The 13,748-nt window shown below is 46.1% G+C and carries 13 protein-coding genes; 8 read left to right on the forward strand and 5 right to left on the reverse strand.

Annotation, left to right across the window (positions count from 1 at the left end):
• Positions 1 to 3 precede the first annotated feature (3 nt).
• From ACTRXI_RS00950 to ACTRXI_RS00985, 8 genes are all read left to right on the forward strand, one after another.
• Positions 4 to 429: a PD-(D/E)XK nuclease family protein gene (locus ACTRXI_RS00950; RefSeq protein WP_474260607.1), complete on the forward strand. Its 426-nt coding sequence runs from the start codon at positions 4 to 6 to the stop codon at positions 427 to 429.
• Positions 414 to 1,376, forward strand: coding sequence for a hypothetical protein (locus ACTRXI_RS00955; protein WP_474260608.1), 963 nt, complete (start codon positions 414 to 416; stop codon positions 1,374 to 1,376). The genes ACTRXI_RS00950 and ACTRXI_RS00955 overlap by 16 nt, the downstream gene beginning before the upstream one ends.
• A gap of 48 nt (positions 1,377 to 1,424) precedes the next feature.
• Entirely contained in the window at positions 1,425 to 2,348 is a 924-nt protein-coding gene (locus ACTRXI_RS00960) for a restriction endonuclease (RefSeq protein ID WP_474260609.1), read from the forward strand.
• Positions 2,349 to 2,386: 38 nt separating this feature from the next.
• Complete coding sequence (locus ACTRXI_RS00965) at positions 2,387 to 3,085, forward strand: CBS domain-containing protein (protein ID WP_474260610.1); 699 nt, start codon at positions 2,387 to 2,389, stop codon at positions 3,083 to 3,085.
• A 215-nt stretch (positions 3,086 to 3,300) separates the two neighbouring features.
• Complete coding sequence (locus ACTRXI_RS00970; RefSeq protein WP_474260611.1) at positions 3,301 to 3,687, forward strand: hypothetical protein; 387 nt, start codon at positions 3,301 to 3,303, stop codon at positions 3,685 to 3,687.
• A 446-nt stretch (positions 3,688 to 4,133) separates the two neighbouring features.
• Positions 4,134 to 6,170 carry a BglG family transcription antiterminator gene (locus ACTRXI_RS00975; RefSeq protein WP_474260831.1) on the forward strand — a complete coding sequence of 679 codons (2,037 nt, stop codon included), beginning with the start codon at positions 4,134 to 4,136 and terminating at the stop codon, positions 6,168 to 6,170.
• Between the two features lie 18 nt (positions 6,171 to 6,188).
• Entirely contained in the window at positions 6,189 to 6,455 is a 267-nt protein-coding gene (locus ACTRXI_RS00980) for a PTS sugar transporter subunit IIB (RefSeq protein WP_322524744.1), read from the forward strand.
• A gap of 32 nt (positions 6,456 to 6,487) precedes the next feature.
• Positions 6,488 to 7,855, forward strand: coding sequence for a PTS ascorbate transporter subunit IIC (locus ACTRXI_RS00985; RefSeq protein WP_474260612.1), 1,368 nt, complete (start codon positions 6,488 to 6,490; stop codon positions 7,853 to 7,855).
• Positions 7,856 to 7,915: 60 nt separating this feature from the next.
• Here the strand turns inward: ACTRXI_RS00985 and ACTRXI_RS00990 are convergent, their stop codons facing one another.
• The 5 genes from ACTRXI_RS00990 to ACTRXI_RS01010 all read right to left on the reverse strand — a co-directional run bounded on the left by ACTRXI_RS00990 (position 7,916) and on the right by ACTRXI_RS01010 (position 13,649).
• The gene (locus ACTRXI_RS00990; RefSeq protein WP_474260613.1) at positions 7,916 to 8,887 is read right to left on the reverse strand and encodes a PD-(D/E)XK nuclease family protein; all 972 of its coding nucleotides are present in this window, start codon (positions 8,885 to 8,887) and stop codon (positions 7,916 to 7,918) included.
• A gap of 161 nt (positions 8,888 to 9,048) precedes the next feature.
• Positions 9,049 to 10,179 (reverse strand): DUF418 domain-containing protein, encoded by a 1,131-nt coding sequence (locus ACTRXI_RS00995; protein WP_474260614.1) that lies wholly within the window; start codon positions 10,177 to 10,179, stop codon positions 9,049 to 9,051.
• Positions 10,180 to 10,307: 128 nt separating this feature from the next.
• Positions 10,308 to 12,026, reverse strand: a complete 1,719-nt coding sequence (locus ACTRXI_RS01000; protein WP_474260615.1) for a gamma-glutamyltransferase family protein — start codon at positions 12,024 to 12,026, stop codon at positions 10,308 to 10,310.
• A gap of 361 nt (positions 12,027 to 12,387) precedes the next feature.
• Positions 12,388 to 12,555 (reverse strand): hypothetical protein, encoded by a 168-nt coding sequence (locus tag ACTRXI_RS01005; protein ID WP_474260616.1) that lies wholly within the window; start codon positions 12,553 to 12,555, stop codon positions 12,388 to 12,390.
• Between the two features lie 320 nt (positions 12,556 to 12,875).
• A complete protein-coding gene (locus ACTRXI_RS01010; RefSeq protein ID WP_474260617.1) occupies positions 12,876 to 13,649 on the reverse strand; it encodes an MBL fold metallo-hydrolase in 774 nt (257 codons plus the stop codon).
• Positions 13,650 to 13,748: the final 99 nt, after the last annotated feature.

Genomic DNA, 13,748 nt, shown 5'->3' on the forward strand with positions numbered 1-13,748 from the left:
AGTATGACAATATCTTTAGATGCTATTGCTCATTTAGAACATTCACGAGAATATATGAACTTACACCAACAATTTCATCAATTTAATCCGTTGAAAGTTTTGCGAGTAGATCATTATGAAATAAGACATTCTAACGTTTTGGCTTGGTTATTAGATCCAAGTGAAAATCATCAATTAAACAGTTTTTTTATTAGTAAAATACTGACTAGACTTGCGACTAAGACTGAAAACGAAGACAAAATAGAAAAACTACAGTTTTTGCATTACAGTTATACACATTGGCAAGATACTCAAATTGCTCGTGAAAAGAAAACTGATAACCAAAAAGCTATAGACATAATGATCACGGTACCTAGTAAAAAAATGGTTATCATAATTGAAAATAAATTTTATGCTCAAGAATCAGAGGGCAATTGGAAGAGTACTTAAACTATGCTGAGTCTTTATATCCTAACTATAAGGTTATCCCTATTTTCTTAACTTTAGCTGGAGAGCAACCTACTAATGATAAATATTTTGTAGTTGATTATGAAGATATCTATAACATCATTGAGACAAAAATTGATTTACAGAAAGAAGCTATGCTTGCAGAAGTAGTTACTTTTTTAAATTATTATTTGGATATTTTACGCGAAGAGCTAGTCGAGGACGAACAAACTTCTCAATTAGCCCTTCAAATTTACGAGGAGCATAAAGCAGCAATAGATTTGCTTTACTTTTCTTCAAATAATAATATTTCAAAATATCGTAGGTATGAAGAGTTAATGAACAATTTTCAAACTTTAGATCTACCTGTAAGAGAAAGTATTCAAAAAATTTACAACGAAAAGAAAAAAACAATCGACTATATCTTTCAAATAGGTAACAATGTACTTCGAGAAGCATTCATTGCATTCGCTTATGAAAAAAAGATACCTGTCCATTTATATAAAACACATGAAAAAACACCAAATTTTCTACCAGTAGAATGGGAGATTATCAATCAAAAATTAGGGGCCCCAGAATTCAATTATTGGTTAAATTACGGATTTATTATCTGGTTTTCGCGTAAAAGAGATGACTATTTAAAAATAAACATTGAACTGGGCCCTCTACCATATGAAATTCGCGTAAAACTTTTAGACCTTTTGGAGGGATATGGAATTAATTTTCGTCCGCAAGCAAAAGAAGAAGGAAGAAAGTATACAAAAATCTATACTGATAAAATGTTTGTGAAAGAATGGACTTCAAAGGATACCGTCGCTAAGGCGTTAAATTCATTATATGAAAAAGCGTCCGTGCAACAATTAATAGAAAAAGTTTCAAATGCTATTACAGAAATGCCTCAGAATCAAAAATTACAAGAAGATAAAAGCCATCAACATATAACAGGTTAAAATTTTAAACAAAGGTGCTAAGATTTACAAATAAAAGGAGATTGTTTTATGTCTATTCCAGGCTATCAATCGTTTATGTTGCCATTTTTATCTGAACTAAAAGACTATAGAGAACATACATTGCAAGAACTATATCAAACTCTGGCCAAAAAACTCGAATTAACGCAAGAAGATCAACAGGAGCTGCTTCCTAGCGGAAAACAAATCACTTATAAAAATCGAATTGGATGGGCAAGAACTTATTTGATTAAAGCAGGTTTAATAGAAAGTACTGGCAGAGGAAAGTTTCGAATTACTGACCAGGGGCTTTTAGTATTAAAGAAAGCTCCAAATGATATTAATGTTCAATATTTAAAACAATTTTCTTCTTTTCGTTCATTCTATTCGCCTGGGAAAAATGAGTCGGCTAGAGATGCTGAACAAGTTAGAAGTGGTTTTATAGAACAAGACTCACGTACTCCAGACGAATTATTAGAAGCAAACTATTCAGCATTAAGAAAGAATCTTGCAGAAGAAATTTTAGAAACTATTAAAAAATGTAGCCCCAACTTCTTTGAAAGTTTAGTGGTAGATTTATTAGTAGCTATGGGATATGGTGGTTCACGAGCAGACGCCGCTCAAGTAATAGGTAGAAGCGGTGACGAAGGTGTAGACGGCATTATTAAAGAAGATAAGCTTGGACTGGATGTTCTTTATATACAAGCGAAGCGTTGGGGAAACACGGTAGGACGCCCAGATGTTCAAGCTTTTGCGGGAAGCTTAGAAGGAAAAAGAGCGCGAAAAGGAATCTTTATCACTACTTCTAGGTTTGCAGAAAGTGCTAAAGAATACGTGAAAAATATTGAAAAGAAAATAGTACTTATTAATGGAGAAGAATTAGCTGAGCTAATGATTGATTATAACGTCGGAGTCTCTACCAAAAATATTTATACATTGAAAACTATAGATTTTGATTATTTTAATGATGAATAATTATTTTATACTTAAATAAATTTTTAGAGGTGGATAAAATGAGTGAACAAGCAGAAAGATTTATATCAGCTTATAATCGCATTGATCAGAAAATTAATTTTAAAGATAAGGAGGGGCCTAAAGATAGTTTTCATCAAGCCTTATTGAAAGCAAAAGACAAAAATCCTGTAATTCGCAAAAATCTTTCTTTGCTTTTAAAGTATGGAGATTTACGTAATGCAATTGTTCATGAAAAAACTAGAGCAAACTATACGATAGCTGATCCACATATAGAAACAGTAGAAAAAATTGAGAATATTGCAGAACAAATAACAGCACCTAAAAAAGTTATACCAACCTTTAAAAAAAATGTACAAATTTTTCAAACGAATGATACATTAGTAGAGATGCTTAATGCTGTTGATAAAAAAAATTATACTCAATTTCCAGTTTATGATAAAAATAATTTTGAAGGACTTATAACCGAAAATGGTTTAGCAAGATGGCTTGCTAAAATTGCGGATAAAGACATACTATCATTGAAAGAAACGACCTTAAAAGAAGTATTAAGTAATGAAGAAGAAACATATAATTATCAATTTATAAGTAGAAATACTAATGTATATAAGATTGAAGATTTATTTAAAGACACTCTTCACAATAAGAGATTTTTAGATGCCCTTCTTATCACTGAAAATGGTAAAGAAACAGAGAAGCTTCTAGGTATTATTACGACATGGGACGTAATTGAGTATTGAAAAAATGAATGAGAGGTAGATCTCGTTAGTTGTTAAATTGATCTCATATTAAAAGTGTAACGATAATTCAGGAGTATATAATTTATTTACTAGCAGCCTGCTTTAGATTAATTTTAGAGCGAGGCTGTTTTTTATAGAGACAATCACTCTATGTACCCGATGAGAACGAAAACCTCGTTCACGTGTAAATTAAATAGTGCAAGGAGATGTCTGTCATGTTCAAGAAGCTTTTTAGAATAAAGAAGGAAAGTAAAAGCAATTCTCAAAAAGCACATCAAAATTCACTAAAGAAAAACTCAAATTTTGATACTCAAGTCGATAGAAACCTAAAAGGTAAAGAACTTGAAAGCCAAGGTAAAATTGAGAAAGCAAAAGAACTATATATTCAAAATGTTAATGAAGAGTTTGAAGGTAACCATCCTTATGATCGACTTGCGATTATTTATAGAAAAGAAAGAGCGTATGAAAAGGAGATTGAGGTATTGGAAAAAGCAATCAATGTTTTCGAGAAAAAGGTAAATAAACAAAGAGCAGATAGGCAACCAAAGCTGGAACGATTTAAAAAGAGACTTGAGGACGTGAAAAAGAAAATCGCTCAATAAGAATGGAAGCATGCACTGAAGGATATCCTTACAACAATCCTGAAAAGTGGGTTTAAAACGGTAATTGCTTTAGCTATGAAAATATTGAAAGGGAAGCATATAACTTTGTTTCTCTTTTTTTATTTATCTATTATTGAATATTTTACATCTTCATGATCTATTTCAATACATATATTCGATTTTAAATTACTCATTTATAAATAAGAAATTAACGTTTTAAAGAAAAAACAGGAGTACCATTTTGCAAATTACGATTCTACAAATTTGAAACATGGAAAGCCCTTACATAGTTGCGGGGGTTGTATTATAGTAACGGTATTCACTAGTGATGAGCAAATACATTTTGCAATTTGAAACAAAGAGGCGGGAGGTGAATCATCATCGTCCTGGATCAGCGCCGGACGGCGATTCTAAATTATGTGCTGCAGGCGGACTCAGTCGTGGAAATGGATCGGTTAACGAAGCAGTTCGGCATCTCGCAGCGCACCATCTATTACGACCTTCAGCAGATTGACGACTGGCTCGAGGAAAACAGGCTGAGACGCACCCAGCGGATTTACGGAAAGGGCATCTACCTGGACCCGGACACGAAACGAAAACTGCAGGATGTTACTCACATCGACAGCGACTGGGATTACCGGTTCGACCAGTGGGAGCGCATCTATCTGATTGTTCTGCATCTCCTGGTGGCGAAAGCGAACGTTCGGACGAACACGCTGCTTGACTGGATTAACGTAAGCCGCGGCTCGCTGTTCCGGGACATGAAAAAAGCCGCAGAGTGGCTGGAGCCAAAACGCATCCGCATTAAAAACGACAAGCACACCGGCTACTACCTTGACGGGAGCCGGGAGGATAAGAAGCAGCTGTTAAATACGATCATCAAAGATATTTTCTCGGAGCGCTTCTCGGAGCGGATGGAGGAAAAGGCGCAGCAGATGCTGTCGCCGGCGGCGCTGCCCCAGGAGGACCAGTTGTACACGCTGATCGAAAATGAAATCCGGCGCGTCGAGGCGATGCTTGAAGTGCAGTACAGCGATGAAATCATCCGCTCGCTCGTGCTGCAGCTACTCCTGGCCGCCCAGCAGCCTGGAAGCGCCCCGGCCGTCGACATCGACGCGGAGGAAAAGGAAATCATCCGGCAGACGAAGGCGTACCAGGCGGCGAAGGAAATTCAGCACAGCCTGGAGCAGCGAAAGCTGGTCGCTCTCGCGGAAGACGACGTTTATTACTTTGCGATGCATCTGCTCGGCTCCCGGGTTCAGCGGGAAACTGCGAAGCAGTCCAAAACGGAGGAAGAACACCAACTGCGCATGATCATCACAAAGATTGTCAACGACTTTCAGGTGGTCGGCTGCCTCGTGTTCGACGAACGAAGGCAGCTCGAGGACAACCTGCTGGCGCACTTAAAGCCCGCCTACTACCGGATGAAGTACGACATGCCGATTGCAAACGACTACGTGGAGGAAGTAAAGAAAAACTATCCGGAGGTGCTGCACCTGACCCGGCGGTCGATCACCCACCTGGAGTCCTACCTCGGCAAAACCGTTCCGGAAGAGGAGGCCGCCTACATTGCGATGCACTTCGGGGGCTGGCTGCACCGGGACGGGGTGCAAACGAATAAAAAATATACCGCCGTGGTCATCTGCGAAAACGGGATTGCGGCGTCTGCGCTGCTGCGGGCCCAGCTCGAGGCGATGATGCCGGAGCTGATGGTCGAAGACATTCTGTCCCGGCAGGAATACGAGGCGATGGATCGGCAGGTGGATATTGTGTTCAGCACGATTCCCGTACCGGAAACCGATACACCGGTGATCCTGCTGCCGCCGTTTTTAACCAACGAGGAGCGGGACGCCGTGCACGCCAGATTAAAAGAGGTATTTGCCGACAGCAGCCCCGGCGCTTTTGAAGAAGAGGCGCTGCTGAACGCCATTAGCCAGCACGCGACGATCCATGAGCGCGAACAGCTGGCCGACAAGCTCCGGCATTTCCTGAGGGGCGATATTTCAAAGGTAAAGGAGACAACCAAACCTATGCTGGAAGAACTGCTCAACGAAGACACTATCATAATGGAAGATTTCGCGGCGGATTGGCAGGACTCGATCCGCAAGGCTTCCACTCCGCTTACCGACAACGAGAGCGTGAACGCCTCCTATATCGAGGCGATGATTCAAAACATTGAAGAACTCGGCCCCTATATTGTCATCGCGCCGGATATTGCGATTCCGCACGCTCGCCCCGAGTCAGGTGTCAACAGGCTCGGCATGAGTCTTTTGCACCTGCAGCAGCCGGTCCATTTTTCAGAGGAGGAAAAGCACCAGGCGTCGGTCGTGATTGTGCTGGCGGCGATTGATAATGAAACGCACTTAAAAGCGCTGTCGCAGCTGACCGAGCTGTTGTCGGAGCCGGAAGCAAAAGAGAAGCTTATAAATGCATCATCCAAACAGGAAATCATGCAGCTGGTTAAAACGTATTCGACCCAATAATAACGAGGAGTGAGAAAGATGAAAAAGATATTAGTAGTATGCGGCAACGGACTGGGAAGCTCGATGATGGTGGAAATGAACGTGAACAGCATTTTGAAGGAAATGAACGAGGAAGCGGACGTGTCCCATACGGATCTGACGACCGCGAAAACAGAAAGCGCCGACCTGTACATCGGCTCGGCCGACATTCTAGGCAATCTTGACGACGGCACGCGCAACATCGCGCTTTTGAATAACCTTCTCGACAAGAAGGAGCTTCGGGACGCACTGGAAAAAAATCTGTAGAGCACCAGGGATTTATAAGGGGAGGTTGAGTGATGGTAGATTTATTGATGAACGATTTATTGGGAACACCGGAAATTCTGGTCGGACTGTTTGCCTTTATCGGCCTGATGATTCAACGGAAGGCAGCTTCAGACGTCGTATCCGGCACGCTGAAAACAATACTCGGCTTTGTGATTTTAGGGGCGGGGGCAGCGGTGATTACCGGGTCTCTCGACCAGTTCAGCGCTATGTTCAACCAGGCGTTTAACGTCGACGGGGTCATTCCGAACAACGAGGCGATCGTCGCGGTCGCCCAGGATGCCTTCGGGGCGGAAACGGCGATGATTATGCTGTTCGGTATGATCGTGAATATTATCCTGGCGAGAATTACACCGTTTCGCTACATTTTCCTGACCGGGCACCATATTATGTTCATGGCGTGCATGATCGCGGTTATTTTAACGACCGGCGGTATGACAGGTGTTCCGATGGTAGCACTCGGCTCCATTATCCTCGGTTCGCTCATGGTACTGCTTCCAGCGATGCTGCAGCCGTACACACGCGAAATCACCCAGTCGGACGACATTGCGGTCGGCCACTTCGGCTCCTTCGGTTACTTTGTTTCCGGCTTTCTCGCAAAGCGGATCGGCGACAAAAGCAAGAGCACCGAAGACATCAAGGTGCCAAAGTCGCTCGGGTTTCTGCGCGACACTACCGTTTCTGTTTCACTGACGATGGTTATCCTGTTTGTGGTAGTCGCACTGTTCACCGGACCAGCGTTTATTGAATCAGAGGTAAGTGAAGGCCAGAACTTTATCATCTTTGCGCTCATGCAAGGGCTTACCTTCGCAGCCGGCGTTTACATCATTCTCGCCGGGGTACGGATGCTTCTAGGTGAAATCGTACCGGCGTTCAAGGGAATTGCGGACAAAATTGTACCGAACGCCAAACCGGCGCTCGATGCACCGGCCGTGTTCCCGTTCGCGAATAACGCCGTAATCATCGGCTTCTTGTTCAGCTTTATCGCTGGCCTCGGCAGCATGTTTATCCTGCCGCTGCTCGGCCTGGCCGTGATCGTGCCGGGGCTGGTGCCTCACTTCTTCACCGGAGCGGCTGCCGGCGTATTCGGCAACGCCACCGGGGGAAGAGTCGGCGCCATTGTCGGCGCCGTGGCCAACGGTGTGATGATCAGCTTCCTGCCAGCGCTGCTTCTGCCGCTGCTCGGCGATCTCGGGTTCCAGAACACGACGTTCGGCGACGCCGATTTCGGAGTCATCGGCCTTGCGCTCGGTAACTTAATCATGCTCATACAGTCCCAGTGGTTGTACTCGCTGATTATCCTGGCGGTACTCGCAGGCATCTTCCTGCTCAGCTGGAACCGGAACAAGGGTAAGAAAAACGAAGAAGAGAAAGCGGCTTAATTAAAGCAATATAATATGTGGCCCCGGCGTATGAAGGCGTCGGGGCTTTTGTTTATGAAGTTAATAAGATGCTGCGTTTAACGCCTTTAAAACATCACGGCCGAGCTGTGGTGTTTTTTTCTTTTTACCGGAAGGGCTGTACAGCTCGACACCCAGGTCGAACTCTTGATTTATCTGACGCAGGAGGGGCTTGGCTATCTCCTTTTCTCCCAGGTCAGCGTTGTATACGATAACCATGCCGCTGGCGTATCGTTGAATTTGGTATCTAGTGCCTGCTAATGTAACCGTCACCTCCTGTTGCATGCTTCCAGAATCGGCAGGAGCACTGGAGCGTTTGGTAATGGACTGTTGACTGTCCATAATATGACGAATGAACGCTTTCAAAGTATGACGGACGTATTCGGAGATAGGATCAATCTCGCCCTTGGCTTCTTTTTCCAGCATTAATCGAATGAGAGAAACAATCGAGAAGCCGTCGTTTCCGGTCCAGGTACACCAGGCTTTACGGTGCGGGGCGATATCTTCCTCTCGTAAAGCCTCATATGCTTCCTGAAGTGGCCCCTGGGAAGCTTCCGGGGTTAAGTAGATCATTGTCACCGCTGTTTCATGTTGATCTTCAAGATCCTCGCGAACGGCGAAATACTCGCGCCGGAACTGGTCCTTCGTTGCCGCCTGCGGGCGGATTTTATTTTCGATCAATACGCGGTGTGTTTCTGCTGCTTCCGCTTGTGAACCTGAAGAAGGAATGGAGGAATAAAATCGCAGATCCAGATCGATAAACAACTTTCGTTCGTCCAGCTGATAGGGGCTTTCAAAAATAACTTCTGTTCCAGACAGAGAATGCTGGTCCAGTATATTCTTAAACCGCCCGTTTAAAGCCTCTGTCTCGTTTAAAGCTTCGAGGAAGCTTCGCAAAAACACATCACCCAGACCATGAGGCTCTTTGGGGGACAGCAGGTAGCCAAGCATTGCGCTCATATTTTCTTCATTTAATTTTCCGTTGCCCATACTAAGTGCTTGAAAGATATTCATAGTGAAACTCCTTTCTCTAAGGTATTAAGTAGGAGTTTTTTATGCATATTTACGAGAAAAATACTCCCTTCCAAGTAAAACAAATGATGTATTGCATCGATTTACTTAAAAGGAAGTATATTAGCCTGCGAGTGGTTTTAGGCGATAGATATTCTGTTCATTTACGATCGCTTCCGAATCATCGGCACCCATTTCATATGCGTCCCAATCCGCCACACCCATTCCAGTGGGCCGTAGTAAAAATACTTCAGCCACAGCGGGCTAGCTAGCAGCTGTGCGGCAAACACTAGCATGCCGATGGCAAATGCGAACACGTAGCCCGGCGGGTCCCAGATACCCACGCCGTTAAAAAACGTGCGGCCGCTCTCGCGGAACAGGCTCACGAAAATGAGCGACTGCAGAAGGTAATGGGTGAAGGTCAGTTTCCCAACGGCGGTAAATGGTATGAGAAACATGGAAATGCTTTTTTGGCTGGTACCGGCGAGAAGCAGTCCGAGGCCGATCCCCAGGCTCACCAGAAACGCGTACACATCGTCGAGATGAGCGACAAGCGGGCTGCCTACTCCGGCGTACAGAACGGCTTTTCCAAGAAGTCCGGCAAGAAGAAAGAGGAGGGCGAGCCGCCATTTACGGTCGCGGTTCTCCCGGGCTTTTAAAAAGACCCCGCTCCGGTAGGCGTACATCCCAAAAAAGAAATAGCCGAGGTGATCGATCATCGTCGACCATTCAATCAATAAGTATTCCACGCCGGTCGGATAAGCTTGATCCGGGGGCAGGGCGTCCTTCATCCACTGCTCCGGATTCATCTGCACGGATGTGTAGCCGTCCAGCAGGTCGAACCCGGTGGAATAGCCGAGCCAGAATAAAAAGGCGAGTCCGAGCAGCCACCGGGTGGGGAGCCGCAGGCAGGTGAGCAGCAGGATTCCCGCGGAGGCGTACATAAGCAAGATGTCCCCTGCCCAGATAAAGAACCCGTGCAGGCCGCCCACAAAAAACAGAATGACGAGCCGCCGGATAAGGGTCGGATAGGGGTTTGTCCCTTTCGTATTCATCCGGTCGAAAATGAGCACGAGGCTGATGCCAAACATCATCGCAAACAATGGCCGGGCGCTGTCCTCAAACACGACGGCGACGGATGTTTTAATGAAGGTACCAAGCCAGGTCGGATTGGCCGGATTCACTAACGCGAGCCCGAAAATATTAACGATAAAAATCGCAAAAAGAGCCACGCCCCGTATCTGGTCGAGTATATTGATGCGCTGTCCTGGAATGTTTTCCTGGGGGGATGTCATGTAAAAACCTACTTTCTACAAAGGGAACTTCTTCTCGGATGTTGATCTAAGGTGCGGGAAAGAACCCTTATAGAGGATAAACGAAAACGACAGAAAAACTAAAGAGCTATTCGTACTACAGGCTTTGTTCACTCTGAAGTACTGCTCTGCCAATCTGCTTCCCGCCGTGGGTCTCTCGCCCCGGAAAGCTCTCCACTCTCCTGGTCCAGGGCTAACGCCTGAATCGAGCCAAAGTACAGCGGCGTCGGCTGTTCGCGGATATCCTCGTACCCAATAGCGAGCAGCTCCTCACGCTGTTCCGTCTCAGGTGCCTCTTCCATGATCAGGTCGTCGCCGTCCAGGTGAAACCGTGGCGCTTCGACAGCTTCCTCGAGGCTGACGTCATTTTCCGCCCAGTCGGAAATGATTTGCGTCAGCATAATCGGAATCCGCTCGCCACCCGGACTCCCGATACCAAGCACCGGGCCGTCGTCATTTGCGACAAGCATCGGGGAGGACCACGTGACCGAGCGCCGTCCCGGCTCGGGTTCGTTAACGTCGTTTTCACCGATATCGAACCGGTCCATCTGGTTATTCAGAAAATAGCCGTCAGCATATTCCCCGGAGCCCCAGAAGTTGGTGAGCGTATTGGTCATCGACACAAACGTGCCATCCTCGTCCACAACGGTAATATGAGTCGTGTTGGGATCTCCGGTATAGGAGGAGGCTTCCGCATCGGAAATAACGCTGTCGCTGGAAATTTCCGCTGCGAGCTCCGCGTTCTGCTCCGGATCGGTCAGTTCATCCACGGGCACATCCACAAAATTCGGATCGCCGTAGTCCGTTTCAATAAACTGGGAGGCCAGTCTCCAGGACATGGCTGTATCGTGAATAAAGTCCGTGCTCTCCCGTCCGGCTTCCATGCTGCCGCGCTCCTCAAGCATCTGCAGCATCTGTATCACACTGATGCCGGGAAGCGGCGGGGCGGCGCCGATAATGTCATAGCCTGCATAGGTCCCGACGGACGGGTCGTTTTGGCTGATCTCAAAGGCTTCAAGCGACGCGGTGTCTATGCCTTCGATTTGAGAGGCCAGCGACTGCCCGGCGTCTCCCTCATACAAGGCACTGCTTCCGTTGTCGCGGATGGTACGGAGGGTGTCCGCGAGCTCCTCCTGCTCCACGGTACTGCCGGCTTCAAGAGGATCGCCGTCAGGGTAGAAATGGCTCAGCTCACTGACGGGCAGCCTGCTTTCTCCCGATTCGAGCTGGTCTGCGAGCAGTCCGGAAACCTCTGAGCTGTCAGCAAGAGCCACCGCAGGATCAAGCAGCTCTTCCCATTCTGCCGTGCCATGATCTGAATGTAATTCGTTCATGCCGGCCGTGAAGCCGGGAACACCTATGTCGGATTCAGGAATGCCTCCCTCGGGTACGACCTCGCGGTAGTCATATGCCTGCGGATCTTCACCCTGCTCCTGAATTAACACCGAGCCGCCTCCGCCGATACCGGAGGCAAACGGCTCGACAACTGAGACCGCATAGGCGGCTGCGACAGCGGCATCGACCGCATTTCCTCCATTATTGAGCACTTCCATGCCGGCATCAACCGCTGCCGGATGCCCGGCGCTTACACCGTAATCGGAGGGCTCGCTTGACTGCTCGGTTTCCTCTTCCTCCTGCGCTGTTTCCTCGTTTTCGTTAGTGTCGGTCTCTTCTTCCGGAGGCGCACTGTCATTATCGCTCTCTTCCTCTGAAGAACATCCACTTATGACGATGGCCGACAGGATAGCAGCGCTGGGGGCGAAGCGGCGAAAGTAATTAACAGAGGGGGACGGGGCTTTTTTTTGTACTGATATCACCTTTTTGTTCATGCATCATTCTCCTTTCGCGGTTCTTGCCTGATTCTGTTTTACATCGGCATTCTCCTGCCGGTACTTGTAACGAGGAAAAGAAAGCATACCACTGGACTGGCGGAAGGTAGAAATGAAATATGTATACAGCCATCGGGACGTGAAAACGCTCTTTTCCCTGTAATATCACTCCTATACCCTAAAATGACTGTATCAAAAGCCCCGGAATACCAATTGGGCAGAGACTTTAATTAGGATTGATATTAAATGAAATAACGTAAATTGGAGAAATTCCCACGACAAAGAGGCACCCAGATATAAATTGCTCTGAACGCCTCTTTAGCAGGTAGCTTTACCATAAGGTTAGCCCGGCTGTTAAAAATTATTTAAATAGTTTTCCGAGCCCTCTTCCAGTGGCTTTTCCAGCTATTCGACGGCCAACCCGTTTTCCAACTTTTCCTTTTTTAACAGCATTAATGTCTCCTAAAACCTTTGCTAAAGTATACAGAACCTTGCGGAAATCATTAATGCTGGATTTTTTTCTAGCCAAATAATCCTCTCCTTTTATATAACTGTTTGTTGTAGTTCATTAATTTTCCCCTCGTAAGACGAACCGATTAAGAGATGAAACAGCTAACTCCTAATAATTTCTACATCACCGTCTTTGTATCCTTTTATCATATATGGTAGAAAGAGTAATTTATGTGAGCTTTGCTATATTATCGGCATTACTATTATTGGTTTACAGCCCTGGAGAATGTTAATGCAGATAAATAATGAAAAACTCCGGCGCCTATGGAGGCCGGAGTCTTCGTTGTATATTGAGCGGGCTTTTTTATTCATGTAGTGAAATCTACTTATGAGTTCGATTTAAAAACGATAAATTTCCCCGTCCTCAGGCACCGACACATTCGACGAGATGCCTTTTTCTTTGGCGAACCTTTTTAATTCATTTTTCGATAACGTCCAGTGGTTCACCGCTTCCATGTGTACGGCGATAATCTTCGCGTCGGGAGCGGCCTGCTGCAGCTCGTACACATCTTCCTTGCCCATAACGAGCGAGCCGCCCTCGGCGAACTGATTGTCGCCGGCATTGACCACGATGATATCCGGCTGGTGGAGGTTGACCGCTTCCTGGACGCCCTCGTACCAGACCGTATCTCCGGCTACATACAGCGCCTGCTCTGATTCATGGCTGAACACGACGCCGCATACCGAGCCGACAACGTTTAAAATGTCACCGCGGCCGTGCTCGCCCTTTGTTTTGCTCAATCCTATTCCTTCAAAGACAGTGTCCTCGTGAAGCACCTCGACGTTCTGAAAGCCTTCGTTCCGAATAGTCTCCGCTTCATCGGCATTCTGTGTAAAGAGCGGAAGATCCTTGGACAGTGCTTCCTTCGCGGCCACGTCCCAGTGGTCCTGGTGCGTATGCGTGACAATTACTGCGTCAATGCCAGCGGTGATTTCCTGCAATGAAACCGGCAGCTCGGCGACCGGGTTATTCTTGTCGCCGTCCGGTGCATTGGCGGGTGGGTTCGGCAGTGGAGGATAGGCGCCTTTTTCTCCTAAATACGGATCGACCAGAAACTTCTTGCCGGCGTATTCGACGATGAGAGTAGCGTTGCGGATCTGCTGGATATTCATTTGGCAAAACTCCCTTTACGTTAAAAATATAACCGATCCCATCAATTGTAACCGAAACGGGCCTGGGACACATATAGAACGATGTTTCGAATACAACTG

It is taken from the genome of Marinococcus sp. LNHM4E3-1, assembly GCF_056034405.1.